Consider the following 26,562-nt stretch of genomic DNA (forward strand, 5'->3'; position numbering starts at 1 on the left):
CTCTTAATGTAAGACTGGTGGTTGGCCTGATATGTTCCCAAACATTAAAAATAAGATGAGAAGCAACCAAATAAACCCAGAGATAAGGACACTAACATCGGTGAGAATGGCTTTGGTTGGGTTATGACCCATGTTCTTTATATAAATGATATAGAGCGAACGAAAGACCGCATACACAACAACCGGAACCGTATAAACCATATAAGGAGTTCCTAAACTTTTTGCGGTTTCAGGACTCACGGTATACATCACGTAACTAACGAGTGTGAGTGTAGCAACAACAGCCATCATCAAATCCAAAAACTCAATAGAATATTCTTCTAGAATTTTTCTGTGTTTGCCTGCATCCGTTTTTAGGATGTTGATTTCTCCTCTACGTTTGGAAAATCCCCAAAACAGAGCCAACATAAATGTACAAAGTAATAACCAATGAGAAAACTCCACTCCAATGACTACAGCGCCAGCGATGGCACGTAACACAAAGCCGATCGAAATACTCATTACATCCAAAATCACAATATGTTTTAAAACTTTGCTGTATAACATATTAAAAAGGAGATAGAAGATGGTGAGGTAGAAAAATACAGGAGAAAGTTTGTAAGCTCCAATGAGTGCCACAGGTAAAATCACACCGGTAATGGCTAGAGCAATCCCAGAATCTAGTTCCCCACTCGCCAGTGGTCTATGTTTTTTTTCTGGATGGGTTGCGTCTTCTTTTTGGTCTAAAAAATCATTAAACACATATTGGCAACTAGCCACGAGCGAAAAACAAAGAAAGGCCAAACAAACTTTTGTTAGTGATGGAAGTTCAAATATTTTTTTCGAAAAAATTAAGCCAGCAAATAGGATCACGTTTTTGATCCACTGGGGAACTCGCATTAGTTTGAGATATAGATAGATCATTTTTTCTTCACTTTATGGGCTTCAATGTATTTCATTTTGAACTGAATTTTTTTTGCATCATTTAGAGTTGGGAATACCAGTTGGATTTGAGGATCAGACCCTGTGGTAATCATTTCCACAATTTCACCTGGGGATTGTTTACCAGCAGTTTTAATGTCGATAATTTTCAAAAAATCTTGGTAATCTTCAGGGAGTAAATTAGGACTCACAACTATTTTTTTAAAATAGATTTCCTTACCTTGGGAATCAAAGATCCTAATTTGATCCAAAACAAAATGAATCCCTCTTTGTTCGAGAGGATCAATCCGAAGGCCTCCAAAATTGGACATGGATTCGTTAAGTTCAAATTGGAACTCCACCCAATTACCAATATCTTTTTTCAGAACTGGTAATGAAACCATCCTTGCTTCGGAAGTTTCAGGTTTATCCTTATTCACAAAGGTAAAAATTTTGATACTTTGGTCTTTCAACACTGGATATTTGTATTGGTAATAAAGGTATCCGAAAAGACTGAGAGATAAAACAACACTTAAAAAAATAATTCGGATTTGTTTGATCCGCTGAAACCGGTCGAGGGCAGTCGTATAACGCGCCTTAAAATCTTTTTTGGATTCTTCTAAAAGAAATTCATAAGTATCAAGGGCATAAGAAAAGTATTCATCCAGTTCCTTACCTGAAAGTTCTGCTAGTTTTCCGAAGGACTCTAAAAACCGAAATGGTTTGAATTTTTTCTCTGATTCTGGGATGGAAAAATGCGAAAGATCTTCCCCAAATGGAATTTCTTTTTGGTCAGTTCTTGTCAGTTGAAAGTTTACGAGGTCATAAGTTAGGTAACGAAATAGAAGTTTGGCATCCTCCCATTTGTCACTCGCCATAAGAAGTTCTATGGATTCCAATCGGGACTCGAGTAAAGATAACCCTTTTTTTTGAGATTCTTTTCCCTTCTCTAATTCAAGTTCAGACGTAGATAAAACCGGGCTCTTCCAGGTGGAAAACAATAGATTTCGAATGCTTAATTTCACAAATACCAAGTCTTCCCTATCCTCAAAATACTAAAACTGATTTTTATCTGGATTCTAACCGACTTGGATTTTCACACCATCGTCGACAGTTCCCATTTTTGGAACCCCAGAGTGACCCGTGGCTGCGATGAGAACCGTAAAAATCCCAACTCGTCCCACATACATCACAGCAGCATAAAATAACTTTTCAATGTCCCCCAGTTGGGATGTTAAGTTCAAACTAAAACCAACCGTGGAAAAAGAGGAGATAAGTTCAAAAAAAATCACATGGAGAGAATGTTGGTTTTGATCCAAAATCCCGAGAAAAATAAAGATAAATGCCAAAGCGATGGTAGCTAAAAAGTAAACACGGATGGCAACGGCCACAGAGTTTTTGGAAACTATTTCACCAAACAACATTACCGGTTTTGAGGGTTGAATCACATTTTTTAAGTAAGCCAGTAACAATACAAACGTAGTAATTTTAATACCACCGGCGGTTCCTTGAGGACCACCTCCAATAAACATTAATACAGTAATGATAATGACAGTGGCATCATTCAAATGACCTAAATCCATTGTTGAAAATCCAGCCGTACGAGAACATACCGACATAAAAAAGGCATTAGATATTTTATCGACAAAAGCTAACTCGTGGAAGGTATGAGGATTAAACCGTTCTAAAAAATAAATCCCTACAAAACCAAACAAAAGCAAGGCGAAAGAACCATAAACCAAAACTTTCGATTGGATCCTTGTGGTTTCCCCACGTAAATGTTTGTTATAATCACCCAACCGGTTTTCTAAAAATGCAGAAAACTGAGCAGGAAGTAATAAAAGCCTAGGAACATTACCAGTTTTTAAGGCTTTTTCCATCATCAAAGTTTCAGCCATTACTTCTATCCGGTAAACAATCCGCACAAATACTGTGAGGAGAAATTTTTCTAAAAGAATGATCACGGGAAATCCAATCCCTCCAAAGATCACAAGACCCGAAACGATGTACAACGAAAATGGATCTAACCTTAAGGCACTGAGATCATCTGTGATAGAAAACCCCGCGTTATTAAAAGAAGAGATGGCAGTGAAAAGAGAAAAGAACCAACGACTGTTACCTTCCTCCACTCCTTCCGGCATATGGAGATAGAGCCCGATGGCTCCGAGTATTTCTAACGAAAAAGATATATTGATAATGGAAAGTAACATCCGATTGACTTCGTTTGTGGCAAGAGATTCTGTCTCCGCTTGGGTATCAATGGCTGCTCCCACAAAGGCATTGAAACGAGCGTTCCGCGAAATCCCCTGGGTGATGAGAAAGCCAACAATCACCGTAAAACTGATGATCCCAAGTCCACCCAGTTGGATGAGAAAAAGCATAATCCAATGGGTGGAATGTTCCAGTCCCGAAAGGCGGACGGGAGAGAGTCCTGTGACACAAATGGAGGAAGCGGAAAGGTAAAAACTATCCACATAGGAAAGTTCTCCCCTTTCAGAAATATAGAGGGCTAGGGATCCCAAAAGGATGGCCGCAAAAAAACCCAAACAAACCACTCGGGCAAAGGACAGTGTTCGAAAAAATCGATTGAATCGCGCTAGCGGCATATTCCCCTAATCTCTACTTTCTCCAGGATTTTCCCTTTGACCAAAAATCCCAAGTACTTTACAAACGCGGTCGATTTCAGATTTTGGTAGAATCAATTCAACTTTAACCTTATTTTTGAGGAAAATATGACCTCTGCGACAGAAACAAAACGCGACCCCAAATTGGAAAGAATCCGTAACATCGGAATTTCCGCACACATTGACTCAGGGAAAACAACCCTTACAGAACGTATTTTATTTTATACGAACAAAATTCACGCCATCCACGAAGTACGTGGTAAAGACGGTGTGGGTGCGACTATGGACAGTATGGATCTTGAAAGAGAAAGAGGGATCACTATCCAGTCGGCAGCAACTTATGCAACTTGGAAAGACATTACGATCAATATCATCGACACTCCGGGTCACGTTGACTTCACGATCGAAGTAGAACGATCCTTACGCGTACTTGACTCTGCGATTATGGTTCTTTGTGGGGTTGCGGGCGTTCAGTCTCAGTCCATCACTGTTGACCGTCAGATGAAACGTTATAGTGTTCCTCGTGTTGCTTTTATCAACAAACTCGACCGTACAGGTGCTAACCCATGGCGTGTGATCGAACAACTTCGTGAAAAACTCCACCTCAATGCACATGCGGTACAACTTCCTATCGGACTCGAAAACGATCTGAAAGGGATTGTTGACCTAGTAGAGATGAAAGCGTATTATTTCGAAGGGCCAAACGGACAAGATATCAAAATCACTGACATCCCTGATGAATTAAAAAACCAAGCTAACGAAAAACGTGAAGCTCTTCTTGATGCAGTTTCTCTTTTCAGTGATGAACTCACAGAAGAGATGTTAGAAGGTGCACCTACAGAAGCTCGAATCAGAGAAGCGATTCGTCGCGGTGTTCTTGCCCTTAAATTTGTTCCTGTATTTATGGGTTCTGCCTTTAAAAACAAAGGGGTTCAAAGACTTCTAGATGGAGTTGCTGATTACCTTGCATCTCCTTATGATGTAGAGAACAAAGCAAAAGAAATCGGAAACGAAGAAAACGAATTCAACTTAGAATCAGATCCAGAAAAACCATTAGTTTGCCTCGCATTCAAACTAGAAGATGGTCGTTACGGTCAGTTAACTTACGTTCGTGTTTACCAAGGTAGACTTGAAAAAGGTATGACGATCTACAACTCTTCTAACAACAAACGCCATAACATTGGTCGTCTTGTTCGTATGCACTCAAACGATATGGAAGATATTTCTAAGGCAGAAGCTGGGGATATCGTTGCTCTATTCGGTATCGATTGTGCCTCTGGGGATACATTCACTGATGGAAAAGCAAAAGTGACTATGGAGTCCATGTTCGTTCCAAATCCGGTGATCTCTCTTACCATTGAATGTAAAGAATCAAAACAACTTCCAAACCTTGCGAAGGCACTCAACCGATTCACTAAGGAAGATCCTACCTTCCAAACAGAAATCGATAAAGAGTCTGGACAAACCATCATCAAAGGAATGGGAGAACTCCACCTCGAAGTTTATATCGAACGTATGAAACGGGAATACGGAGTGGATCTAGTCACGGGAGCACCGCAAGTAGCTTACCGTGAAACCATCACTAAGTCCGCAGAATTTGACTACACTCATAAAAAACAAACTGGTGGTCAAGGTCAGTTCTCTCGTGTGGCTGGTTATATTGAACCGATCCCACAAGAAGAAGGAAAGGACTACGAATTCGTAGATAAAATCGTGGGTGGTTCCATCCCTCGCGAATACATCGGTTCTTGTGATAAGGGTTTCCGTTCTTGTTTAGAAAGAGGATCTCTCATTGGATTCCCTATCATTGGAGTTCGTTGTGTGATCAATGACGGTGCTTACCATGATGTGGATTCATCGGATATGGCCTTCCAAATTGGTGCTCGTTACGGGTTCCGCCAAGGATTTGGAAAAGCAGCTCCTATCATTCTCGAACCAATCATGAGAGTGGAAGTAGAAGGCCCAACTGAATTCCAAGGTGCGATCCTTGCTTCCGTAAACCAAAGACGTGGTATGATCTTAAACACAACCGAAGAAAATGGTTATGCTAAGATCGAAGCAGAAGTTCCTCTTGCTGACATGTTTGGTTACTCCACTGTTCTTCGTTCCTCTACTCAAGGAAAAGCAGAGTTTGCTATGGAATTTTCCAAGTATGCTCCTGTTCCAAGAAACGTGGCAGACGAACTGATGAAAAAATACAAGGTCAACAACAAAGACGAAGAATAATCATCATTTCTTCTCTTAGTTCTATCTTGGAAAAGGCGGGGGAACCCGCCTTTTTTATTGCCCTCTCTCTTTTAGCTGTCGATACATTTAGAAAGGACAGCGGATGCGAAAACTTCGATTCTATCTAATTTTTTTAGGGTTCTTTCTTTTATCTCCAGTTTCCGCCAAACAAAGTCCAAAATCGGAAATCCCATCTTCTTACCGAGTGGTCAAAGGCGATTCCTGGTTTGGGATTGCTAGAAAATTCAAAATTTCCGCAGAAACCTTAGCCAAGTTAAATGGCCGCACCACCGCCGAAAACCTCTATGAAAAAGAGCTACTTCGGATTCCCAAAGGAAATGAAAAAATTTCAGTTTCACCCGAATCATTCATCAAAGAAAAACCTTCCCACCCTTTGGATAAGAAAGAACGAATCACAAAGAAGTTTTCAGAACTCACTTACGATCCTCATAAAGGGATCCAATTTGCAAGGGGCACATCTTCTCTTGTACGTGCCAGTCTTCCTGGAAAAGTAGTACATGTAGATTATATGGATGGGTATGAAAACTTTGTAGTTCTAGAACACCAAAACGGACTCTATTCTGTTTATGGAAACTTGGAGCGAATCCAGGTCACAGAAGGCCAAGAGGTAAAGTCCAAAGACCGACTCGGAATTTTAGGAAAAGAAAAAGGCCTCTACTTCCAAGTGAACAAACAAAAACAGAGTTTAAACCCCGAACGAATTTTGGAGGGAGGAATTTAATGGCGAACTCGATCCTTTTCCAATCAGCTTCTGTTTATCGGAATGGAAAATTAGAAACGAATGACCTGTTTGTTGAAGGTGAAAAAATTTCTAAAATTGATACAAACCTATCACCAAACAATGATTCTATTGCAATTTCACTGAAAGGAAAAAAAGTTTATCCTGGTTTTATCAACTCCCATGACCACCTGCTAGCAAGTTACCTCCCGAAAGTAGGAGGAAATGAAAAACACAAATCTTGGCTGTCTTATGACAATTTATACAAAAGTTCGGGAGTTTTTGCTGAACGCCAACAAGTCGATCCTGAAATTTTATATTACCTCGGTGCTTATAAAAATCTCTTTTCTGGCGTTACAACTGTTTTTGATCATATCCCTCATCATGTTCAAAATCCATTCAGAGGAATCCTTCCAGTAAAACTTATCACGGATTACACATTAGCCCATTCCATTGGAAATTATAGTTTAGGTTGGGGAGAGGGTCCAGCGTTAGAATACAGAATGGCAGAACATGCAGGCCTTCCATTTGTGACACATCTCGCAGAAGGTTTAGATGATGATTCCAAACAATCCCTTCGTTTGTTAGAAAAAATGGATGCACTAGGTGAACACTCTGTACTCGTTCATTGTTTGCCATTTGGTGCAAAAGAAGTGGAAAAAATTTTAGAAAAAGGTGCATCCGTAGTTTGGTGCCCTACTTCTAACCTTCATGTCTTTGGAAGAACTACCAATATCAAACTCTTTTTAGATATGGGAGTTAACGTATGTTTGGGGACAGATTATTCGCCCAGTGGCTCCTTAAATCTTTTAGAAGAATTAAAAACTGCAAAATCAATTTACTTTGGTCTGTATGGAGAAGAATTACCGGAATCCACCTTACTCAAAATGATTACGGAAAATCCAAGAAAAGCCTTTCGATTAGGAAATCCTGATGCCCTCATGCCAGGTCTTTCTGCAGATTTACTTATAATCAACGATGATAAAAAAGATACAGAAATCCACGTTTCAGAACTTTCCTGGAAAATGATCGATCTAGTTGTGATTGATGGATATCCAATTTATGGATCAGAAGAATACCGCTCGCTCTTCTTACATTTTGGTTTAGAAACGGAAGAATTATCCATTGATAGTAAAATTAAATTGGTTGCTGGTTCACCAAAAAAACTCTTGAAACAAGTTTCTGACAGCGTCGGTTATAAAAAGAGTTTGGCTTTTTTACCTAATTTTTGAAAATGAAGCGCAAGCGAGGCATGAGTTGTCAGGTCCCATAGTACGTAATTACAAAGGAGGTTCCATCGTCTACTTCGAGAAAGACAAGGCGGAGGATATCTTTGTACTACAAAAAGGTCGTGTTGTACTAACTTACACGAATATCAACGGTATGGAACTAAAAGAGGACGTAAAACTCGGTGAGTTTTTCGGAGTTAAGAGTGCCATAGGTCGTTACCCAAGGGAAGAGACGGCTCAAGTCATAGGAGCCGCTACAGTTCTTGTCTTCAAAGTTCCAGAATTCGAAAAATTTGTCTCAGACAAAACCCATCTCATCATCAAAATGCTAAAGGTGTTTTCGAGCCAACTCCGGCAAGTCCACCGCCAGGTTAGGGAAATCCTCGGCCAAGGGGAAGCCAAGAACCCAGCTTTCGAACTTATGAATGTTGCCGAAGTTTTTTATAAAAATGGCAATTTTGAACATGCTGCTTATGCTTTCGAAAAGTATTTACAACATTATCCGGACGGAATGTACACTGATCGTGCAAGACAACTCGTCGATTTAGCGCGAAAAAAAACACCATTCCCTCTCACCATACAAGAGTTAGTTTACAAACCGGAACCTGGTGCACAAGCGGGCAAACTCCAGGAAATGTTAAAAACAATGGCAGTTCCTGCACAGAACTCAAGTTCCAGTGTGGATCCCAATTCCATTCTTTCCCAATATGACAAAGCCTCCACACTTATGAATGCAGGGAAGTATGCGGATTCCATCGATCTATTCAAAGTCGTTTCGGAAAGAACAGATTCCGTTACCCAAGAAGAAGAACAGTTTGTAGAAAACTCATTATTTTATATGGGTAAGTCTAGTTTCAAAGCAAAAGATTACCCGAGTGCCATAAGTCATTTTTCTAATTTTATTAAAAAATACCCAAAAGGTCTTTTACTCAAAGAAAATCTTTACCACCTAGCGCTTGCTACAGAAGCATCTGGTGATAAAGAAAAATCCAAACAGTTATTCCAAAAGGTAACTCAAATGCCACCTTTGGATGATAGTATCTCGGAAGATGCTAAATCCAAACTCAAAGGAGGCAGATAGTGAATGACCAAATGTTAGAAGCTATGTTTGGGAAATTTGGAAAGGTTTTCCAACCAAACGAAGTATTGTTTTGTGAATACGAACCCGGAAATGACTTTTACCTCATCAAAGAAGGGAAGGTCAAAATTACAAAAACCATTGGAACCAGTATCAAAACCCTAGATGTTTTGGAAGCTGGAGATATTTTGGGAGAGATGGCCATTTTAGAGGAACAACCTCGTTCTGCCACTGCCATTGCCGTAACAGAAGTCAAAGCCCTAAACTTCAACCGTGCGAATTTCGAAATGCTGATGACAAAAAACCCAGCACTTGCGATGAAACTCCTTCATATTTTTTCCTTTCGAATTTATGACCAAAAACGCCGCTTAATGATCCTTCTTATGGATGATATCATCGGAAAGGTGTGCGACGTATTTATTATGTTATACGAAAAACAATACAACAATGATGTGTATAACGAAATTATCCTTTCTGCAACCGTGGATGACATTGCCAATTGGTGTGCCCAACCTGTAGGCGAAGTCCAAAAGGTTCTGATGCAATACGTAAAAACAGGCAAACTTGATCTCTATCCAGATAAAATTGTTATTCACAATATCTCCGATTTCCAAAGGATAGTGAATCAGAAACGTAAACCTACGTAAAAGCTCCCATAGCTCAGGTGGATAGAGCACTAGTTTCCTAAACTGGGGACACAGGTTCGAATCCTGTTGGGGGCAAAAGATATGGCGGAACAACCAGGAACCCTACTTTATTATTTAAAACGGTCCACAGAATTTCTTGAAAAAAAGGAAATTCCAAACCCTCGTGTGGATGCAGAATGGATCCTTTCTGATCTGTTAAACCTTCCCCGAATCAAACTCTACTCTCAATTTGAAATGCCTCTCGGCCAAAAAGAAATTGATACTTACAGAGAACGGATTGTAGAACGAAGCAAACGAAAACCAGTCGCTTACATCACCGGTAAAAAAGGATTTCATAAATTTGAATATTTTGTTTCGGAAGATGTCCTCATCCCAAGACCAGAAACCGAAGAACTTGTGGATTACCTTTGGAAAAAAAAGGAAGAACTATCCCTCATCGAACCAAAAGAAATTCAAATCTGGGATCTTTGTTCGGGAAGTGGGTGCATTGGCCTTAGCCTAACACAACTTCTACCCACAAGTGTTGTGACTCTTTCCGATCTTTCCGAAAAAGCCATTGAAATGAGCCGGCGTAATGCAGAAAAATACAACTTAAACGAGAGAGCCAATTTTTATGTTTCTGATTTGGATTTGGCACTCCCGGATGGTTTACAATTTGATTTGATTGTTTCCAATCCTCCTTATATCCCTGAATCAGAAAAACCAGAGATAATGCCAGATGTTCTCGACTATGAGCCACATCTGGCACTTTTTGTTCCTAACTTTCAAGAATTCCACAAACGGTTGTTATCTGCGGCAAAAACCAGGCTGAAACCAGGAGGGAAACTAATGATGGAAACCCATCCTTTGTACATATCAGAACTGGAAGAGATGGCAAAAAGTTTGGGTTTTGTGGCACTTAAGAAAATTTTAGATAGTTCTAAGAAAGAACGGTTTTTATTTGCTGAAGTTCCTGCCCTATCCTAATTCTTTTGATTTAGATTTACCTACTAGCTGCACCGATGATTGAATTTTAAAAAGTAATAAATAGAGTTCTTTTTCGTCTGTCTCTGTTAAATGATTTCTAAATACTAGGTCAGCCGAGGATATGATAGGAAGCCCCTTCTCCCAAACCTCTTTTCCTTTTTTGGTAAACCGTAAATAGAATTGGCGTTTGTCTGACCTAGAGACCTCTCGTTTCACCCATGATTTTTTCACCCAACCATCCACGAGTCTAGAAATAGTGGTTTTGTCTTTTACCAACCGCTCACTCAATTCTTTTTGATTGATATTTACCGATTCAGACAAAGGGAGGAGTAACATCCATTCTTCAAACCGCATCCCAATTTTGTTTTTTGTAAATTCGTCAGAAAGAAACCGCCTCATCAGCAGCAAAGTTTCACTCATATAAATTCCCAGGTAGTTTGAGTTTCTTATCCCATTTCCTTTCACAACTAGAGTTCATATGTTTGACAAAATCCTTCAAGTCTTTTTTAGTTGCAAATAGCAACCATATGGTTGCATATTACAACTATATTCAAAACACAAAAAATAGAAAAGTCCCGGTACCTTTAAGGAAATGTTATGGAATGGAAATATGGAATTATCGAAAGAGAGGGATTTGCCCTCCAAGTCGCACAGAACAACACAGTGGGACCTCCACTATTTTGGATTGGGAGTGCTTTGTATTATCCGAGAGTCATCCCTAAGGAATTTACAGAAAATTACCAAATCACTGTGGTGGACCAAAGAGGGTTTGCCAAGCGCATCAGCGGAAATATAGAAACAAAAGAAGATTATGCTTTGGAAAAACTCTTAGAGGATTTTGCCTTTATCCAAACTAAATTAGAAATCCCAAGCTGCCCAGTGATTGGCCATTCTGGACATGGGTATATGGCCCTTTCTTATGCAGCGAAATATCCGGAACTTGTATCCCACCTTGTTATGATTTCCACTGGGCCAAGCCATGGAAGTCCTATGTTGGAGGCAGAAGTTTATTTTCAAAGAGAGGCTTCTGATCTTCGCAAAAAAACAAATTTGGAAAACCAAATCCAATTCCAAAAAAATATAGAGGAAACTCCTTCGGATTTTTTTATTCATTACTGTGTGAGTTTGGAGGCAAAAGGTTTTTACCAAATTCCTTTTCCTTCTAGAAAATTTTGGGAAGGAATCCATACAAACAAATTGGCCTTTGATCATTTGTTTGGTGAAGTGTTTCGAGATATCGTTGTTTCCGATTACTTCCAAAAACTTTCCATACCGATTTTGATTTGTATGGGGAAAGAAGACTATCAGGTGGCACCATATTATACTTGGGATTCGATCTTAAATGAGTTCCCTCAGATACAAATGACTGTGATGGAAAAATCCAGCCACTTACCTTTTTTGGAAAGACCGGAGGAATTTTTAAATCAGTTGAAAAATTGGTTAGGAAGAAACATAAATTAGTTGATTCGGCTTAGATTACTTCACTCTTTTCTTTTTGATTTAATCGGAACTACTGGACTGCCCAAATCCCCTGGGTGAAAGATTGGTTCCATTTATAAAAACTTCCCACAACAATGGGAACACCTCGAATCATAGAAAATGAACTTAGGTTTCCACTTTGTAATTGTGAAAAAGAACGATCGACTGCACCCGTTTTGTCTATTTTTGCCAATGCTGTTTGAAAATTTAGATTCAAATCATATTGACTCAAACTAAGTAAATATAAGGAATTTCCATCGTCTGACAGACCATATACGGAACTGCCTGGAACTGTCATATTAAATGGCAAAAGTTGTTTTTGTTCCAAATCAAAACCTGCCACCAAATAACGACTTTGCCCATTCACAGAACTAAACTCCCCTGCGCTATAAAGGGCCCCTCCAAAGATATGAAAAGTTTTTATAGTCCCTAAACCCGCTGTGGTTCCAATAGGGATATTATTTGGAGTGGTGATCGGATCTGTAAAATTTGGATAAAAATTTGTCACATTGGCCCCTGTCAAACTAAGACAAACCATACCAGCTCTCGCATTCCCTGATACCGAAGTAAAAGTACCAGCAACAAAAAGTTCTGTTTCACTAAAGACAAGTTTCCTCACAGAGCCATCAAAATTCAAATTGGGCCAGAGGAGAGTTCTTGTTGTCCCACTCAAATCTATTTTTGCCAATCGCTGGATACTTGATGCGTCTACAGTTGTTAAGTCACCACCAACATAGAGAGCGTTGTCTTTAACAGCTAAAGTTTGTACCTCGCCAGCACTGGCACCGAATGTTGGGTTCCAACTAGTAGGTTGTGCTGTTCCAAAATCCAATTCAACAAAACCATTACGAGTAGAGGAACCCACTTGGGTAAAGTTACCGGATGCATAAAGATAATTTCCATGGAAGGTTATATCGTTGATGAGTCCGTTAAAAAAAGGAGAAAAACCGGTAATCGATTGATGATTTAAATCTACGGAGAATAAATAATTACGATCTACAATATTAGTAAATACATAGTTTCCACCAATAAACAAACGGTTGTTCCATGGAAGAATGGACTTTGTTGCAAAGTTTGTACCACTATCGTACAAACCAGGATTCCATGAATCAGTGGCTGTTCCGAAAACGGAATCTACTTTGGCTGCGCTGGCCCTTGATTGTCCATTTACGGAATCAAAATTTCCGACAAAAAACACGGAATCATTTGTTTCATAAACATCCTCTAAAGGGTTTAAAGAATAACTTGAAATGGCAGGAGCCCAATTGTCTGGGGCCCCAGAACCTGTCAGAGAAACTCTGGCAAGAAAATCCCGAGGAGTGCTACCGCCAACCAATGTGAAACTTCCGCCGAAATATGCTTTCTCTCCACGAATCAGTAATTTGGTAACCTCACCATCAACATTAGGATTCCAAGAAGTTGTAAGCCCATCCGAAGCATTAATCGCTGCTAAATTATTCCGAGTGTTTGAATTGATACTCGTAAAATTTCCTCCGATATAGACAACCCCACCGGAATGAGAAACTGTTTTTACCGATGCTCCTGCAATTGATGGTTGCCAACCTGTTGCAGTTCCACTAACCAAGTCAACGGCTCCGACAAATTGCCGAATTTGGCCACCTAACGAAGAAAAATACCCACCCACGACAAAAGCAACTCCGTCACCAAAGGCGATATCACTCGGTTGGACATCTGGATTTGGGTTCCAAGAATTGACTTGGCCGGAAGTCAAATCAATGGCTGCTAAATAGTTTCGCGTATTTCCATTTACGGCCGTAAAGTCACCTAAAAGATATAAAACTCCTGCATGAATGGTAACTTTATTCACAACATTATTGATCACCACATTGAAATTGGGATCTAACTTTCCATCGGAAAGGAAATGAGCCAAATATGTTCTGGGTTTGGTGTTTGCGATTTGGAAATTTCCTGATACAAAAATTCCACCCACTCCATCTAACACGGCACTAGTAATGCGTGCCGCTCCTAAATCATTGAAGTTCATAAACTCTTCCGTCGGAAAAATAGTTCCCGTTTCTAAATTAACCAAACTCCCTCCGCCAACCGGGACTCCGACCTTAGTGAAATTACCGGCAAAGTAAACATGACCATTCCATTCTTTTACGACCTTCACATCACCGTTAGTACCCCATCGAAAATTTACTTTAGAAGCCGGGAAATCAAGTTTTATACCGCAATGAGGACTTCGATCCACAATCGCAATTTTAATGAGTATGGTCTCCCAAAATGTACGCGAATTTACATCACAAACATGATTCAGTTGGGGCACCGAGCAGGATATAGTGGAAATGATTACAAATAAAAAGATAAAATTTGATGGAAGGGAAACACATTCAAAAAATAATTTCTAAACTATATTAAGTCAATAAATATGTCATAATATTCTATTAGTTGCACATAAAAAAACCCGCCACCTTACGGTAAACGGGTTTTAAGAATCTAGGAAAATGTAAATATTAGGATTAACCTAACATATCTTTGACTTCGTTTCTTTCTTCTTTCAACTCGTTGTGAGTGATGTCAAATTTTTCCTTACCAAAAGCATTGATTTCAAGACCAGTGACGATCTCTACTTTTTTACCATCAGACTTGAGTGGGTATCCAAAGATAAGACCTTTGTCCACACCATACTCTCCATTGGAGTGACATGCAGCACTGAACCAGTCGCCAGCTTTTGTAGGAGTCACAATGTTATGCACTGTGTCAACTACCGCGTTTGCAGCCGATGCTGCAGAAGATGCTCCACGTGCTGCGATGATGGCTGCTCCACGTTTTTGAACGGTAGAGATGAAATCACCTTTCAACCATTCTGTGTCAGAAATCAAATCTGTTGCTGGTTTTCCTTTGATTTTTGCATTGTAGAAGTCAGGGTATTGGGTTGCCGAGTGGTTTCCCCAAATCGCAACGTTAGATACGTCTTTCACAAGAACACCTGCTTTTTGAGCGAGTTGTGTTTTTGCACGGTTTTCATCAAGACCAGTCATCGCAAACCATCTGTCAGACGGAACACCTTTGGCGTTGTTCATAGCAATGAGAGCGTTTGTATTACATGGGTTTCCTACAACAAGAACTCTTACGTCACTGGCAGCATTCTTTTCGATAGCTTTTCCTTGTGTTGTAAAAATTCCACCGTTGATTTTAAGAAGGTCTCCCCTTTCCATTCCCGCTTTTCTTGGAACAGAACCAACAAGTAGTGCCCAGTTGATGTCACGGAACGCCTCATCAATGTTAGAAGAAACAGATACTTTTTCCAAAAGAGGGAAAGCACAGTCGTCCAATTCCATGATAACACCTTTAGCGGCAGGAAGGGCTTGTTCTAATTCCAATAATTGGAGTTCCACTGCGGTGTCAGGTCCAAACATTTGTCCTGAAGCGATACGAAATAGGAGTGCGTATCCGATTTGTCCGGCAGCACCAGTAACAGCAACTTTTACTTTTTTGCTCATATAATTTTCCTTAAATTTTATAATCTATTATTGTTTTAGTTCTTTTTGGATGATCTCATCAAAGTTTTCGAAAGGTAATGCTCCCGAAACAAAGATCCCGTTGATAAAAAATGCAGGAGTGCCACTCACACCTACTTTTTGTCCATCTTGAATGTCTGCGTCGATTTCTGCTTTCAGACTAGATGCATCTTTCATACAAGTTTGGTATTTGTCTTTTGGCATACCTGCTTTTAAAACTAAAGCATCCACATTGGCCTTACCTAACTTTCCGCTGTTTTCAAAAAGTATGTTAAATACATCCCAATACTTTCCTTCGGATACCGAACAATTGGCAGCCATGTGAGCATACATTGCATCTTGGTGGAAAGGAAGTGGAAAGTCACGGAACACCCAACGAATTTGGCCTTTGTATTTTTCACGAAGTTGTTGGTTTACATCTTGGCTTCGTTTGCAAAATGGACATTCAAAATCAGAGAATTCGATGATTGTAATTTTTGCATCTTTCGGGCCGATCGAAGGATTATTTTTTTCTTCCACTGTCACTCGGACGGCAGCTGGTTCTTTAATTAAAAATTCAACAGGATATTTCGTAACGATATCACGATAAACAGAGCGGCTATGTTCTTGTTCTTGTTGGTTTTTTAAGAATCCAACAATTTTATCCTTAGTTTCACTTAAGGATTTCCCACCTAACTGATCTTTATTGGACATATATACATTTAGAATTTCTTCTTCAGATGGTTCTCTTGGAGTGAATCCTTGATTTAATACTTCTGATGGTTTTATGTTTTTGTCTTTGGCTACTAGTTCAAATAGTTTGTCCTGCGCAAACTCACCAAGAGTGTTTTTGATCAGGCTTTTGTATTCTGACTGAAATTTTGAATAAGCAATGGGTGAAGTTACTTTCACATCGCTCAGGTCATATTTTTTTCCGCCGATGCTGACTGCATCTTGGGTAATGTATTCCTTAACAAAAGAAGGAACACTGACAATAAAGAGAAGGGCGAAAACGAAGTTGGTCGCTAGGACGATTTTGGAGATGGGATTTTCCATCCACTTTTTAAAAATATTTTCCATCCCTGCCAGCTTCCAGGCCACAAAGCGGGCAATCAAACGGAAAAAAGCTAAAAAAATAGTCGATTTTCGCTAAAGCCGAGTAGGATATGTCCGACAATCTGAGGGAGGGAAAAGACAATTTTTTCTCAAAAGAGCTGATCCTAAACACGGAGGTTTGGGAAACATGAACACGATAAACATTCAAGGAAATTCGCACCTAACGATCCCCCCACAGATCCCAACCCAAACGGGGAAACAATCAGAAGAAGGAAAAGAATCCTTACCTGAAAAATCTCAATTGCTACGGGTCAAAAAAAACGAGGAGAAGGAACTGGAAACAAAAGTAAAACCAGAAGACTTGGTTTTGAAACCAACTCCCGCTTCCTTAGAAGAAAAATTAAACCAAATCATCTCCCCCGAAGAAGTGAAAGATTTACTTTCTCTTGTGACAAGAACTCCCCTACCAGAGCCGAAAAACCATAAGGTAGATACAAAAAGGTAAGATTGTTCCTTAGCATCGCCATTCTTGACAGCTTCACCCTAGTCCTTAGCGGGGTTTTAACCATCTCCATTTTGGGACTAGGATTAGTTGTGTACAACCAATTCATCCATCCCATCCTTTCCAGAAAAGATTCTGACCGGTTTATCCCAGTACAGACCGGAGACAAATACGATCTAGTTGTCGACGAACTCAGTCGGTTCGCCAGTTTCCAAGTGGGAAGTAAAACAGGACAACTGGCAACTCGATGTAATGCAATCACGGAAGACCATCTCATCTTTCAATTTAAAAAAAGTCGTGATAGCGAAGATTATACCATTACCGTTTTGAAAAACGGCCCTACTTTCTACAAACCACCAAGAATGGAACATTATGGAAAAATGGAATCCAAAGAAAGTTTTGAATCTTATGAAATCATTGGCCACCCTGCTGAATTTCGAATCTCAGATAAAATAACGAAAGAAAGGATGGTGAATTTTATTGAAGTCTCCCTTACCTCTTCTTTTTATTTCAACAGATCCGGGAAAGAAAGGATGAAGTTTACCTTTGAAGTAGGAAAAATCCAACCAGGTATCAATAGAAAGGTAAGGTTCCGTGGAGATGTTTACGGGTTTGGAAAAGAAGAAGGAGCAGAAGAAGACTAAACTATTTTGTTTGGATCCGAACGCCAAGCCCATCTGGTTTGACTCGCCGAAACTGGTAAGACAATCCAGAATCTGACATTCCTTTTTTTACCATCTCTTCCAATTCATTCTGTTTTGATTTTACAGACTTTCTTTCTAGAAACACAAGCAAACTCGGGCCGGAACCTGACAAACAATATCCAAAACCTGCTTCCTTCAAAACCTCTGCCAATCCAAACAAGGGAGAATTGTTTGGGATTCGGTAAGGAGTATGCATTTTATCTTCCAAACCAATCAGCAAGTCACCAAACTTACGTTTGTCTAAAAAGTGCATCCAGGCTCCAATCCGAGACAAATTAAAAATTACATCGGAAGTGGAATAAGACTTAGGAAGTGTTTTTCGTGATTCTTCTGTAGAAACATGGAATTCAGGTGTTAAAACATAAATGGCAACAGAGGCTGGGAATTTTTTACGGAAAAATCGCAAAGGTTCACCAAACGTAGAATAGGCGAAAACGAACCCACCCATATAAGCTGGCAAAGTATTGTCAGGATGGCCTTCAAATTCTGCAAGATACTGAATGAAGTCGGATTCCGTTGGTAAAGATTTCGGTTCCATTCTTTTATGAACTTCACGAGCAAGTGTGAGTCCTGCAACAATGGCCGAAGCACTGGAACCTAGTCCACCCTTCAAAGGTAAGGCCAAGGTCATTTTACAATGATAAGGTGGAGGACTTACTCCTAGTAAAAACTTTTGAAAATAAGAAAGGTAGGACTGGTAAACTAAATCTTCTTTCGCTGAAAACGGCAATGGATTGCCATTTTTTAATTCTGTTTTGGATTCCGTAATTTCTTTAGAAAAACTAAATTCAAATTCGTTCCGAAGGTCAAGAGCAAGGCCCATGAGATCAAAACCAGGCCCCAAGTTGGCGGAAGTTCCCGGCACTTGGATGAGAATCTTAGGAAGGCGAATCATCGTTTCGCCCAGGCTCTACGACCTGTTTCCAAAATCAACCTCTCTTTCGTGCTAAGAATTGTTCCGCAACATTCAGGCCTCCTAAAATCACAGCCGGAATTCCTTGGCCAGGATAGACAGTATCCCCTGTTAAAAGTAAATTAGGATCTTCCGATTGGTTGGCGATCATTCGAAAGGGATTCAAAAAATAAGAACTGGGAATTCCGCCGACCCTTCCAAACTTCCTTCCCGTCCAAGTTTTCCATGTAACAGGTGTTGCAGAATGTAAAAATAAAACCTTTCCATTTTTAAACCAACTAAACTGATTTTTTAAGGTATCGATTAAAATGGATTCGATTTCCTTTTTTTTATTTTTATAAAACTCATCTCTTATCCATAACTCTGGATTTTCAATATGAGTGGATAGGGAAAGAATCCTTACTCCATTTTGTGACCTGATCGGATCCTCTGAATGAGAAAGGGAAAGAAATACAGATTTCCCACCTCCATATGGTAAGTTTTTTTCCAAATGAATTTGGTGGTGCAGGCATTCGCTTGTTAGGGAAGTGTCACTGGGACCAGTTTGGATGGCGATCCCCATTGTAAATGCTCCCCAAATTCCTGTTTCGAATTTTGAAGTTTGTGTTTTCAGTTTTGGTAAATCATTTGTGATTTCACAAAGATTCCAAATGGGAATATTGGAGATAACTAGGTCTGCATAAAAATTTGAATTTTCTCTATGGTTGGTTTTGATTTCCCAATTCCATTTTCTTTCCTTCTCCACTCCGATGCATTTTTTAAGACTGCGAACTTCTTGTTTATAAAGGATTTTACCACCGTTTTTATGAATTTGGTTGAGAATGGTTTCGGCCAGAGTTACCATTCCCCCTTCGACAACATAATTTTGTAATTGAGGATAGGTAAGACCTGCTGCTGCCATAACAAAGGGAACATCTTTCACAACAGACTGATTGGTAATTAACAATTGTTCGTCCAAAAACTGAATCCATTCTGAATTTTTATACAAACCAAATCCTTGTAACACTCGTTTCAGAGAAACAAAAGAAAATACCAAAGGAACTAAGTCGCTGACCCTAAAATGAAATATCGTTTTTACAATATCTGTTAAATTTCGAAAGGGAAAATTTTTATATCGGGAAGACAAACTCCAAAGAAAGTCAGAAGTCAAAAAACATAAATCCCAAAACAAATCCATCCGCCAACCACCACCGAACACTCGTTTGGATTCATTTTTCCATTTTGAACGGGACTTGTATCTTTCGATGGTTTTAGTTTTCATATGGACAACCATAGAACGATCCAATGGAATTACGGGGAATTGAATTTGAAATTTTTTGGTAAGTTGGTCTAAAGGTAGGCCGGGTTCAAACCCCACAAGAGTTGTGGCTCCCGATTCAAAAACAAAACCTTTTTTTTGAAAACTAGAAGCACATCCACCGGGAGAAATTCCCTTTTCTAAAATTAAAACTTTTTTGCCTTTTTCAGAAAAGGAAAGAGCCGCACTCAATGCTCCAAGTCCCGACCCAATGACTACGACGTCCCAATAGTGATCTTCCATCCTCCTTGTAGACAGTGGTCACAGAGAGGACGGATCAAAATTTAGGAAATAGGATCACTCAGACCAAAGTTTTTTTAAGTCACTTGCGATATTTTTTTGCATGGCTTCGTTTGTGCCACCACCGATGCTCAGGAGAATGGCATCCCTATGCAATCTTTCTACTGGATATTCACGGCAATACCCGTATCCGCCTAATACTTGTATTGCGTTTCTTGAGACTCGTTCTGCCATTTGAGTGGCCACAAGTTTTGCCGAAGCCGCACCAAGGGAGTTACGAACATCTGGCCCAAGTTCACTTGCCACATGATACACTAGGGCGCGAGCCGCTTGGTAATCTGCATAGGATTCAGCAACCATCCTTTGGATTTGACCAAACTCCATTAGTTTTTTACCGAAGGCTTCTCTATGACGAATGGTATAATCACACATGATATCGATACAACGGCGAGCAATTCCAAGAGATTGTGCGGCCAGTGTCACTCGTTCAATTTCTAAATTCCGCATCATATGAGTGACAGCACCATTTTCCACACCAAGTAAATTCTCTTCTGGAACTTCCATATCTTCAAATACAAGTTGTGTTGTTGGGGAAGAACGCATTCCCATTTTTTCTTCTTTTTTACCGACCGAAAAACCTTTGTAAGACGATTCAATCACAAAGGAGGTCATTTTTTTTCCTGTTTTTTCTAACTTTGTATAGAGAACAAAAACTTGTCCAATGGATCCGTTGGTGATGTATTGTTTGACCCCATTGATGATGTAACGATCACCCTTTTTTACTGCATGAGTGGTCATCCCAAGAACATCGGTTCCGGCCCCGGGTTCTGTCATTCCCATACCACCGATCCATTCACCGGTGATGACCTTACTCAAATAACGAGCTCTTTGAGAAGGATTGGAACTATAGAAAAAATTATTCACAAAAAGTACTTCGTGGGCTAAATAAGATAATGTAAATCCTGGATCAAACCTAGACATCTCTTCATGGATGATGACAGAGGCAAGTGGATCAAGACCATGGCCACCATCAGCTTCTGGTATCGTGATTCCAAAAATTCCAAGTTCGGAACCAAGACGTTTGAACAACATGGTATTAAAGGTTTCTTTTTCATCGTTTTCTTTGGCTTGTTCGTCCATTTCCCTTTCAGCAAAGGATGCCACTGACTCACGTAAGGCCAAATGGTCTTCTGTGGGATTGAATAAATCTAAAGATGATTTTTTTGTCGAAAGCGTACTCATAGAGATAAATTTTTCGTACTTTTCCTGAACCTGTAAACGAAAAAACCAGACCACTTGCCTGCCTTAGAATCGAAATCGCTACAAAAACGAACAGTTCATCTGATAATCAAACAAACTTTTATGATCAACATAAGATATACACTAACTAGAGTTATTCTACAATTCCAAGCTTGACACAAGTTTCATATGGATAAAACAAAAACTACATTTATCAAGAGAACATCTACTTACAACTAGTGATTATCCTATGAGGAAAATCCTAGATGATAAAAAGTAAGCCTGAATCACAGGAATACTTTACAATTAATACAATCGATTCAAACATCACTAAAAGATTCGAAAAATCTTTCGTCGAATCATCCAAAATACAATGAGCACTAACGATACAAACATAGTACCTCGAGATAAGCTCGCCAAATTTGAGTTAACTGAAGAGTCTTTAAATAGTTTCCGTAAAAATAGCAATATTCCACTCGACCTTTACAATAAGGACGGACAAATCCTCATTCATAAAAAAAGAAACCCTACTGAAGCTGATTTCGGAAAACTACTAAAGTTCGAAATGCAAGGGGTTTACTTTCTTATTTCAGAGTTAAAAAAATCAAAAGCTCCAGGTCAAAACGATCATAGTTATTTAGAACCAGGTCGCACAACCAAACTATTTGATCAGGAAAAAACCTCTCGCTTTGCGAAACAATCCCAAGCACTCATTGAAGACCTTCGGAAAACCTCTTTCTCTTCAGACCAAGCTGTTTTTGTACAAAACTCTGTGAACGAACTACTCACTGACTTCACAAGTAATCCTGACTTTGAACTAGGGATTTTTAATATTTTAGAAATTCTAGGAGTGGCAGGAGTTTCTGTTGAATCAGAACTTATGACCAAACGCACAGTCGTTGCTATGGGAATGAAGGTTCGCACAAAAAAAATCGTCAATGAAGGAAAAGAAGAATCCAATAAAAAAGACCATTTGAGTCTTATGATGGCAAGTTATTTGGCAGATGTTGGATACTCAAGGTTAGACATCAAAAACAATCCAAAACTCACTAAAGAAGAATATGCTGTTGTCCAACAACATCCCATCATTAGTTATTTGATGACACTTCCTGCTCCGGAAATTGATTCCCATGTCAGAACATTAATTTTAAACCATCACAGACCCTATCGTGGCAACGGTGTGAACAACAACTTTCCAGACCCAAGGTCTCTTTTTACAAAACTTATGTCCGTCCGTGACAAATACAATAAGGATGTTGGAAAAGAAAGAATCACACAAGACATCGAACTCCAACTCCACTTACAAGAAAATAATGTAACCTCTGCTAGTTTTGAAGAGGACATTGCCATCCTTTCATTGGCAAGTGAATATGCATCCCTCACATCAAACCAACCGTGGAGACCAGCTTTTAAATCATCTACAGCTTTAAAGATGATTCTCAATGATTCCTTTTTCTCCTATAGCAATAAAAACATCAGACATCTTTTAGATTATGTAGGAAGTTCTCTCACCAATAACGAAAACATTGTAAACTTTGGAGACTTTGTCATCACAGCCTCCGTAGATTCTGAAAGACGAGCTCATTTTGATATTTGTATCGTGTTAGAAGTAGGTCGTTACCAAACAAGACCCAAACTCCAAAGAATTTGTAGCATCAATCCTATTTTTCAAAAAGGAAACAAATTCAAAATTGCAGACTTTGATTTACAGAGCATTAAAATTGATCGTAGAAAAGCAATTATGGACTTAGCTTTACAAGCGGGCACATCTCGTGTGATTTATATCATCGATCCGGAACTAAACCCCGCCCTCCACGAAGCCGTTTACAAAATCAATATGGCCTCTTAAATTTTACTTGGTGCATACAGATGAATTTTTTGTTCTCTTCCGGTAAGAGTCACAGATTCTTTTTTATCCCAACCAGTTGGCGAACCTGTCTCCAACCAAACGGCTTCCGAAATTAAAAAAGAAACTCCCAAATCTTTACAGGCAGATTCGATGCGAGAAGCTGTATTCACCGTGTCACCAATCACAGTGTATTCCATTCTTTCTTCCGATCCAATACTCCCACAAAACACTTCTCCTGTGTGAATCCCGATTCCAATTTTGATTTCTGATTCACCCTTAGAATTTCGTTCTTCGTTCCAACTTTTTAATTCATCTAACATAGACTTTGCGGCAAGAACTGCATTTTTGGAATCTTCTCCAATAATTTCTGAAGGTGTGGGAGTACCAAATGTTGCCATCACCGCATCCCCAATGAATTTATCCAAACTTCCATTGTGTTTAAAAATGGCCCGCACCATTCGGCGGCGAAACTCTGTTAAAAAAATTGACAACGCTTCTGGATCCATTGGTTCTGAAAATTGAGTGAACCCTCGGATATCACTAAAAAGAATGGTAACCTTCTGGCGTTTGCCTTTAGCGATGACTTCCGGCTCCGAAACAATTTCAGATACCAAATCTGGAGAAAAATAACGAGATAAAGTTGTTTTCTGCGATTCAGCGGCCGCAAATTTTAATAACATCCTAAGGCTACGAAAGATCGCATAAGAAATCGCAAAAACCAAAACAAGGTAAACTGTTGGTTTTGTAACAGATGCATCCGACAAAATGATTTGATCACCGAGGACATACTCATGCCAATCCATACTACTGACAGAATTTGTATCCACTAAGGCATAAAATAAAAATCCATAATAACTGATGAGAAAACAAACAAAGGAAAAGTTAACGAGTGAAAACCTGTATTGAAACAAACTCAAAGACAAAGGCAAAAGATAAAACACAACCAATGGTGTTTTGACAAGGAAGTTTGGATTTCCATCTCCCTTTAAAATGTACCAGTTAAAAATGGTAACGGAGATGAGTAAGTTATCGATAAACAAACTAATATAATCATACTTAGTTTTCCAATGACCCCTACTTTTTTTTAAAATTTGATAATGGATGAATGTATTTAAAAAATAAAATGCAATTGCTACGTAATTTATCAAATATCCATACACAGAATCTGTATTGCTGAGATTGGCAACCGCACTGGCAACGAGGGCAACTCCAATCACATACCGAAACCGAACGGCAAACAAAGCCCCCATTTGTTCTTCTTGGAATAAAAGTTCCGACATATACCGAGGAAACTGATCTCGGATGCAATAAACAGAACGAATGGAACGGACAATCGAGGCGAACATAACCAGAGATTCGAACAGATAAAGTTTTGTTTGCAAGGGAATTTTCTTTTTGCCAATTCTGAATCCATTCCTTATCAATGAATCATGTTCCAAAACGGGTGGATGGTTCGATTCGGAAAACTGACTTCCTTCCTTGCTGTGGACGTTCTCGTTTCCGTTTGGGCCAACCTTTCCTTTTTTTCCCTTTATGGAAATGAGAAAATTCGATTCACCCTTCTCCTTTTTTATACAAGTTCTGTTTGGGCGCTGTATCTAACCGACCATTTATGGGATGCTTTGCGAGAAAAGGACTTGGTCTCCGAACGAGGGAAATTTTATTTAAGACATCGCCATCTGATTGTTAGTTTTATCATTTTTCTTATCCTTATTTCACTTTTTGTAGGATTCTATTTTGAACTTTCTTTTCTCTTAAAAAACCTTCCTTTACTCCTGGCATTTTTGTTTTCCGTATGTTTGATTGTCTTCCACCTCTCCCCCATTCCCAAAGAAATTCTAGTTTCTGGATTGTATACCTTGGGAGTGATTGCCCCCTTCGGATCGTTTGGTGGCAAAAATCCCCTTGTCCTCGTATTTTTTTTCCATGTTTTTGCCAATGTCCTTCTCACCTACAATCAAGACCGTGCCTTTGACCTTGTGCAAAATACCTTCACCCTCACAGAGATCCTAGATTCCAAAAAATTAAGGACCAGTGTTCTTTCTCTTTTGGGCATGGGGATTTTGATTCTTTTGGCGCTCGAGATTTGGTGTTCTCTGTCTTTTCCCTTCCTTTTCGGAATGGGACTTTGTTATTTTTGGTTGGGGGTATGTTGTTTTCTTCCAATGGATGGGTTTCGGTTTAAATCAGCCTGTGAACTTTCTTATCTACCACTCTTCCTTCCGCAGATCTTTTTTTTCTTCTCCCCGCTTCCTTAAAATTTAGGGTGGGTTTATGTGGTTACTCATCCTCCATTCCTTTGCCCTACTGTTTTTTGCCTTACTTTTTGCTTTCCGATTTAGAAAACTTGTTCCCCATCCGGAAACAAATGTCCTCGAACAAATCCAAGTGGCCACAAATGACTGGAAATCCACTCCCCACTGGGTTCTCCTACTCACGTTTATCCTTTTCCTATTTTATCCACTGACACTCGGTTTTTCCTTCTTCCTCCGGACGGACGCCAACGTTGTAGTAGTCATCCTTTGGGTCATTTGGGCCTACAATTGGAGTAAATACACGTTCTGGAGAGAATAATGTACTTCCCTTAAGACTTCCCTCACGTTTTCTGGTCTAAGGAAATCCACGAAAACGGGGTTTAGGAATGAAAATTGTTGTTCTAGTTAAACAGGTTCCGGACACGGAAACCAATATCAAAGTCGGCGACAAATCGATCAACGAAGCTGGCGTAAAATGGATCATCTCTCCTTATGATGAATTTGCTATCGAAGAGGGAATTAGAATTCGCGAAAAAAGCGGTGGAGAAGTCATTGCAGTGTCCCTCGGCCCAGACCGCGCTGTAGAAGCACTTCGTACTGCCTACGCTATGGGTGTAGACAGAGCTGTTCATGTAAAAGTGGATGACTACGTAACTTTTGATTCTACATACACTTCCGAACTTCTTGCAAACCTCATCAAAGCTGAAAATGCAGATGTAGTGATTGGTGGACGTCAATCCATCGATACTGACAGCTCACAAGTTGTCGTTCAAATTGCAGAGAGATTGAATGTTCCTCACGTAGCAATGGCCCTCAAACTAGAGTTTGACGGAAACAAAGTTACTGCAACTCGCGAAATCGAAGGTGGAACTGAAGTAGTAGAAACAACTGCTCCTTTAGCTGTCACTGCTCAAAAAGGATTGAACGAACCAAGATACCCAAGTTTGAAAGGAATCATGTCTGCGAAGAAAAAACCGGTAGATGTTAAAAAACCGGAAGAACTCGGAGCAACTGGATCTAAACTCGAAGTTGTATCTCTTGAACCACCTCCTCCACGTATCGCTGGTCGAAAACTGGAAGCAGCAGATGCAGCAGGTTTTGCATCTCAACTTGTAAAAGCACTTCGCGAAGAAGCGAAGGTCATCTAAGGAGACT

24 protein-coding genes and 1 tRNA gene are annotated in these 26,562 nt (G+C 39.6%); 14 read left to right on the plus strand and 11 right to left on the minus strand.

Annotated elements, in window-relative coordinates; genetic code table 11:
* Positions 1 to 3 precede the first annotated feature (3 nt).
* From EHQ24_RS06260 to EHQ24_RS06270, 3 genes are read right to left on the minus strand one after another with little or no spacing between them, the layout of a single operon-like run.
* Entirely contained in the window at positions 4 to 903 is a 900-nt protein-coding gene (locus tag EHQ24_RS06260) for a decaprenyl-phosphate phosphoribosyltransferase (RefSeq protein WP_135600819.1), read from the minus strand.
* On the minus strand, positions 900 to 1,934 hold the full coding sequence (locus EHQ24_RS06265) for a hypothetical protein (RefSeq protein ID WP_135600820.1): 1,035 nt from the start codon (positions 1,932 to 1,934) through the stop codon (positions 900 to 902). Before EHQ24_RS06265 ends, EHQ24_RS06260 begins: the two co-directional genes overlap by 4 nt.
* 45 nt (positions 1,935 to 1,979) lie before the next feature.
* Positions 1,980 to 3,506 (minus strand): TrkH family potassium uptake protein, encoded by a 1,527-nt coding sequence (locus EHQ24_RS06270; RefSeq protein ID WP_135600821.1) that lies wholly within the window; start codon positions 3,504 to 3,506, stop codon positions 1,980 to 1,982.
* A 126-nt stretch (positions 3,507 to 3,632) separates the two neighbouring features.
* Here EHQ24_RS06270 and fusA point away from each other — a divergent pair, with 126 nt between their 5' ends.
* The 7 genes from fusA (at position 3,633) to prmC (ending at position 10,409) form a co-directional block, all read left to right on the plus strand.
* On the plus strand, positions 3,633 to 5,750 hold the full coding sequence (gene fusA / locus EHQ24_RS06275; protein WP_135600822.1) for an elongation factor G: 2,118 nt from the start codon (positions 3,633 to 3,635) through the stop codon (positions 5,748 to 5,750).
* 103 nt (positions 5,751 to 5,853) lie between these two features.
* Positions 5,854 to 6,492, plus strand: a complete 639-nt coding sequence (locus EHQ24_RS06280) for an LIC_10271 family cell wall hydrolase (protein WP_135600823.1) — start codon at positions 5,854 to 5,856, stop codon at positions 6,490 to 6,492.
* Positions 6,492 to 7,721, plus strand: coding sequence for an amidohydrolase family protein (locus EHQ24_RS06285; protein WP_135600824.1), 1,230 nt, complete (start codon positions 6,492 to 6,494; stop codon positions 7,719 to 7,721). The genes EHQ24_RS06280 and EHQ24_RS06285 overlap by 1 nt, the downstream gene beginning before the upstream one ends.
* 25 nt (positions 7,722 to 7,746) lie before the next feature.
* Positions 7,747 to 8,799 carry a tetratricopeptide repeat protein gene (locus tag EHQ24_RS06290; RefSeq protein WP_135600825.1) on the plus strand — a complete coding sequence of 351 codons (1,053 nt, stop codon included), beginning with the start codon at positions 7,747 to 7,749 and terminating at the stop codon, positions 8,797 to 8,799.
* A gap of 11 nt (positions 8,800 to 8,810) precedes the next feature.
* Positions 8,811 to 9,443 carry a Crp/Fnr family transcriptional regulator gene (locus tag EHQ24_RS06295; protein WP_167483061.1) on the plus strand — a complete coding sequence of 211 codons (633 nt, stop codon included), beginning with the start codon at positions 8,811 to 8,813 and terminating at the stop codon, positions 9,441 to 9,443.
* 2 nt (positions 9,444 to 9,445) lie between these two features.
* Positions 9,446 to 9,518: transfer RNA gene (locus EHQ24_RS06300), tRNA-Arg, on the plus strand.
* A 6-nt stretch (positions 9,519 to 9,524) separates the two neighbouring features.
* Positions 9,525 to 10,409: a peptide chain release factor N(5)-glutamine methyltransferase gene (prmC, locus tag EHQ24_RS06305; protein WP_135600827.1), complete on the plus strand. Its 885-nt coding sequence runs from the start codon at positions 9,525 to 9,527 to the stop codon at positions 10,407 to 10,409.
* Here prmC and EHQ24_RS06310 read toward each other — a convergent pair.
* The gene (locus tag EHQ24_RS06310; RefSeq protein WP_135600828.1) at positions 10,401 to 10,829 is read right to left on the minus strand and encodes a MarR family winged helix-turn-helix transcriptional regulator; all 429 of its coding nucleotides are present in this window, start codon (positions 10,827 to 10,829) and stop codon (positions 10,401 to 10,403) included. The two genes, prmC and EHQ24_RS06310, sit on opposite strands and share 9 nt — an antisense overlap.
* A gap of 177 nt (positions 10,830 to 11,006) precedes the next feature.
* Between EHQ24_RS06310 and EHQ24_RS06315 the strand changes: the two genes are divergently transcribed.
* Positions 11,007 to 11,870, plus strand: coding sequence for an alpha/beta fold hydrolase (locus EHQ24_RS06315; protein ID WP_135600829.1), 864 nt, complete (start codon positions 11,007 to 11,009; stop codon positions 11,868 to 11,870).
* Positions 11,871 to 11,919: 49 nt separating this feature from the next.
* On the opposite strand, the gene EHQ24_RS06320 is transcribed toward EHQ24_RS06315, so the two are convergent.
* The 3 genes from EHQ24_RS06320 to EHQ24_RS06330 all read right to left on the minus strand — a co-directional run bounded on the left by EHQ24_RS06320 (position 11,920) and on the right by EHQ24_RS06330 (position 16,432).
* On the minus strand, positions 11,920 to 14,022 hold the full coding sequence (locus EHQ24_RS06320) for a hypothetical protein (protein WP_135600830.1): 2,103 nt from the start codon (positions 14,020 to 14,022) through the stop codon (positions 11,920 to 11,922).
* Positions 14,023 to 14,371: 349 nt separating this feature from the next.
* On the minus strand, positions 14,372 to 15,355 hold the full coding sequence (locus tag EHQ24_RS06325; protein WP_135600831.1) for a malate dehydrogenase: 984 nt from the start codon (positions 15,353 to 15,355) through the stop codon (positions 14,372 to 14,374).
* 27 nt (positions 15,356 to 15,382) lie between these two features.
* The gene (locus EHQ24_RS06330; protein ID WP_135600832.1) at positions 15,383 to 16,432 is read right to left on the minus strand and encodes a DsbA family protein; all 1,050 of its coding nucleotides are present in this window, start codon (positions 16,430 to 16,432) and stop codon (positions 15,383 to 15,385) included.
* A gap of 163 nt (positions 16,433 to 16,595) precedes the next feature.
* Here EHQ24_RS06330 and EHQ24_RS06335 point away from each other — a divergent pair, with 163 nt between their 5' ends.
* Together EHQ24_RS06335 and EHQ24_RS06340 are read left to right on the plus strand one after the other, a co-directional pair.
* A complete protein-coding gene (locus EHQ24_RS06335) occupies positions 16,596 to 16,913 on the plus strand; it encodes a hypothetical protein (RefSeq protein ID WP_135600833.1) in 318 nt (105 codons plus the stop codon).
* 2 nt (positions 16,914 to 16,915) lie between these two features.
* Entirely contained in the window at positions 16,916 to 17,554 is a 639-nt protein-coding gene (locus EHQ24_RS06340; RefSeq protein WP_135600834.1) for a hypothetical protein, read from the plus strand.
* A gap of 1 nt (position 17,555) precedes the next feature.
* Here EHQ24_RS06340 and thrB read toward each other — a convergent pair whose 3' ends face one another.
* Genes thrB through EHQ24_RS06355 form a run of 3 tightly spaced genes read right to left on the minus strand, consistent with a single transcriptional unit; the run spans position 17,556 to position 21,306 of the window.
* Positions 17,556 to 18,509 (minus strand): homoserine kinase, encoded by a 954-nt coding sequence (gene thrB, locus EHQ24_RS06345; protein ID WP_135600835.1) that lies wholly within the window; start codon positions 18,507 to 18,509, stop codon positions 17,556 to 17,558.
* 34 nt (positions 18,510 to 18,543) lie between these two features.
* Positions 18,544 to 20,067 carry a phytoene desaturase family protein gene (locus tag EHQ24_RS06350; RefSeq protein ID WP_135600836.1) on the minus strand — a complete coding sequence of 508 codons (1,524 nt, stop codon included), beginning with the start codon at positions 20,065 to 20,067 and terminating at the stop codon, positions 18,544 to 18,546.
* Between the two features lie 54 nt (positions 20,068 to 20,121).
* Entirely contained in the window at positions 20,122 to 21,306 is a 1,185-nt protein-coding gene (locus EHQ24_RS06355) for an acyl-CoA dehydrogenase family protein (protein WP_135600837.1), read from the minus strand.
* 370 nt (positions 21,307 to 21,676) lie between these two features.
* Between EHQ24_RS06355 and EHQ24_RS06360 the strand changes: the two genes are divergently transcribed.
* Positions 21,677 to 23,152: an HD domain-containing phosphohydrolase gene (locus tag EHQ24_RS06360; protein ID WP_135600838.1), complete on the plus strand. Its 1,476-nt coding sequence runs from the start codon at positions 21,677 to 21,679 to the stop codon at positions 23,150 to 23,152.
* On the opposite strand, the gene EHQ24_RS06365 is transcribed toward EHQ24_RS06360, so the two are convergent.
* Positions 23,149 to 24,498: an adenylate/guanylate cyclase domain-containing protein gene (locus tag EHQ24_RS06365; protein ID WP_135600839.1), complete on the minus strand. Its 1,350-nt coding sequence runs from the start codon at positions 24,496 to 24,498 to the stop codon at positions 23,149 to 23,151. The genes EHQ24_RS06360 and EHQ24_RS06365 overlap by 4 nt on opposite strands.
* An 84-nt stretch (positions 24,499 to 24,582) precedes the next feature.
* On the opposite strand from EHQ24_RS06365, the gene EHQ24_RS06370 reads away from it, so the two are divergent.
* The 3 genes from EHQ24_RS06370 (at position 24,583) to EHQ24_RS06380 (ending at position 26,555) form a co-directional block, all read left to right on the plus strand.
* Positions 24,583 to 25,410 (plus strand): hypothetical protein, encoded by an 828-nt coding sequence (locus EHQ24_RS06370; protein WP_208725725.1) that lies wholly within the window; start codon positions 24,583 to 24,585, stop codon positions 25,408 to 25,410.
* 16 nt (positions 25,411 to 25,426) lie between these two features.
* Complete coding sequence (locus EHQ24_RS06375; RefSeq protein WP_135600840.1) at positions 25,427 to 25,726, plus strand: LIC10362 family protein; 300 nt, start codon at positions 25,427 to 25,429, stop codon at positions 25,724 to 25,726.
* 67 nt (positions 25,727 to 25,793) lie between these two features.
* Positions 25,794 to 26,555, plus strand: coding sequence for an electron transfer flavoprotein subunit beta/FixA family protein (locus EHQ24_RS06380; RefSeq protein ID WP_135600841.1), 762 nt, complete (start codon positions 25,794 to 25,796; stop codon positions 26,553 to 26,555).
* Positions 26,556 to 26,562 lie beyond the last annotated feature (7 nt).

It is taken from the genome of Leptospira noumeaensis, from assembly GCF_004770765.1.
Taxonomy (GTDB): Bacteria; Spirochaetota; Leptospiria; order Leptospirales; family Leptospiraceae; genus Leptospira_A; species Leptospira_A noumeaensis.

Coding starts and splice junctions, on each gene's coding strand:
- EHQ24_RS06260 (WP_135600819.1), bottom strand. CDS start 903: ATGATCTATCTATATCTCAAACTAATGCGAGTTCCCCAGTGGATCAAA.
- EHQ24_RS06270 (WP_135600821.1), bottom strand. CDS start 3,506: ATGCCGCTAGCGCGATTCAATCGATTTTTTCGAACACTGTCCTTTGCC.
- fusA (WP_135600822.1), top strand. CDS start 3,633: ATGACCTCTGCGACAGAAACAAAACGCGACCCCAAATTGGAAAGAATC.
- EHQ24_RS06280 (WP_135600823.1), top strand. CDS start 5,854: ATGCGAAAACTTCGATTCTATCTAATTTTTTTAGGGTTCTTTCTTTTA.
- EHQ24_RS06285 (WP_135600824.1), top strand. CDS start 6,492: ATGGCGAACTCGATCCTTTTCCAATCAGCTTCTGTTTATCGGAATGGA.
- EHQ24_RS06295 (WP_167483061.1), top strand. CDS start 8,811: ATGTTAGAAGCTATGTTTGGGAAATTTGGAAAGGTTTTCCAACCAAAC.
- prmC (WP_135600827.1), top strand. CDS start 9,525: ATGGCGGAACAACCAGGAACCCTACTTTATTATTTAAAACGGTCCACA.
- EHQ24_RS06310 (WP_135600828.1), bottom strand. CDS start 10,829: ATGAGTGAAACTTTGCTGCTGATGAGGCGGTTTCTTTCTGACGAATTT.
- EHQ24_RS06315 (WP_135600829.1), top strand. CDS start 11,007: ATGGAATGGAAATATGGAATTATCGAAAGAGAGGGATTTGCCCTCCAA.
- EHQ24_RS06325 (WP_135600831.1), bottom strand. CDS start 15,355: ATGAGCAAAAAAGTAAAAGTTGCTGTTACTGGTGCTGCCGGACAAATC.
- EHQ24_RS06330 (WP_135600832.1), bottom strand. CDS start 16,432: ATGGAAAATATTTTTAAAAAGTGGATGGAAAATCCCATCTCCAAAATC.
- EHQ24_RS06335 (WP_135600833.1), top strand. CDS start 16,596: ATGAACACGATAAACATTCAAGGAAATTCGCACCTAACGATCCCCCCA.
- thrB (WP_135600835.1), bottom strand. CDS start 18,509: ATGATTCGCCTTCCTAAGATTCTCATCCAAGTGCCGGGAACTTCCGCC.
- EHQ24_RS06350 (WP_135600836.1), bottom strand. CDS start 20,067: ATGGAAGATCACTATTGGGACGTCGTAGTCATTGGGTCGGGACTTGGA.
- EHQ24_RS06355 (WP_135600837.1), bottom strand. CDS start 21,306: ATGAGTACGCTTTCGACAAAAAAATCATCTTTAGATTTATTCAATCCC.
- EHQ24_RS06360 (WP_135600838.1), top strand. CDS start 21,677: ATGAGCACTAACGATACAAACATAGTACCTCGAGATAAGCTCGCCAAA.
- EHQ24_RS06365 (WP_135600839.1), bottom strand. CDS start 24,498: ATGTTCGCCTCGATTGTCCGTTCCATTCGTTCTGTTTATTGCATCCGA.
- EHQ24_RS06370 (WP_208725725.1), top strand. CDS start 24,583: ATGTTCCAAAACGGGTGGATGGTTCGATTCGGAAAACTGACTTCCTTC.
- EHQ24_RS06375 (WP_135600840.1), top strand. CDS start 25,427: ATGTGGTTACTCATCCTCCATTCCTTTGCCCTACTGTTTTTTGCCTTA.
- EHQ24_RS06380 (WP_135600841.1), top strand. CDS start 25,794: ATGAAAATTGTTGTTCTAGTTAAACAGGTTCCGGACACGGAAACCAAT.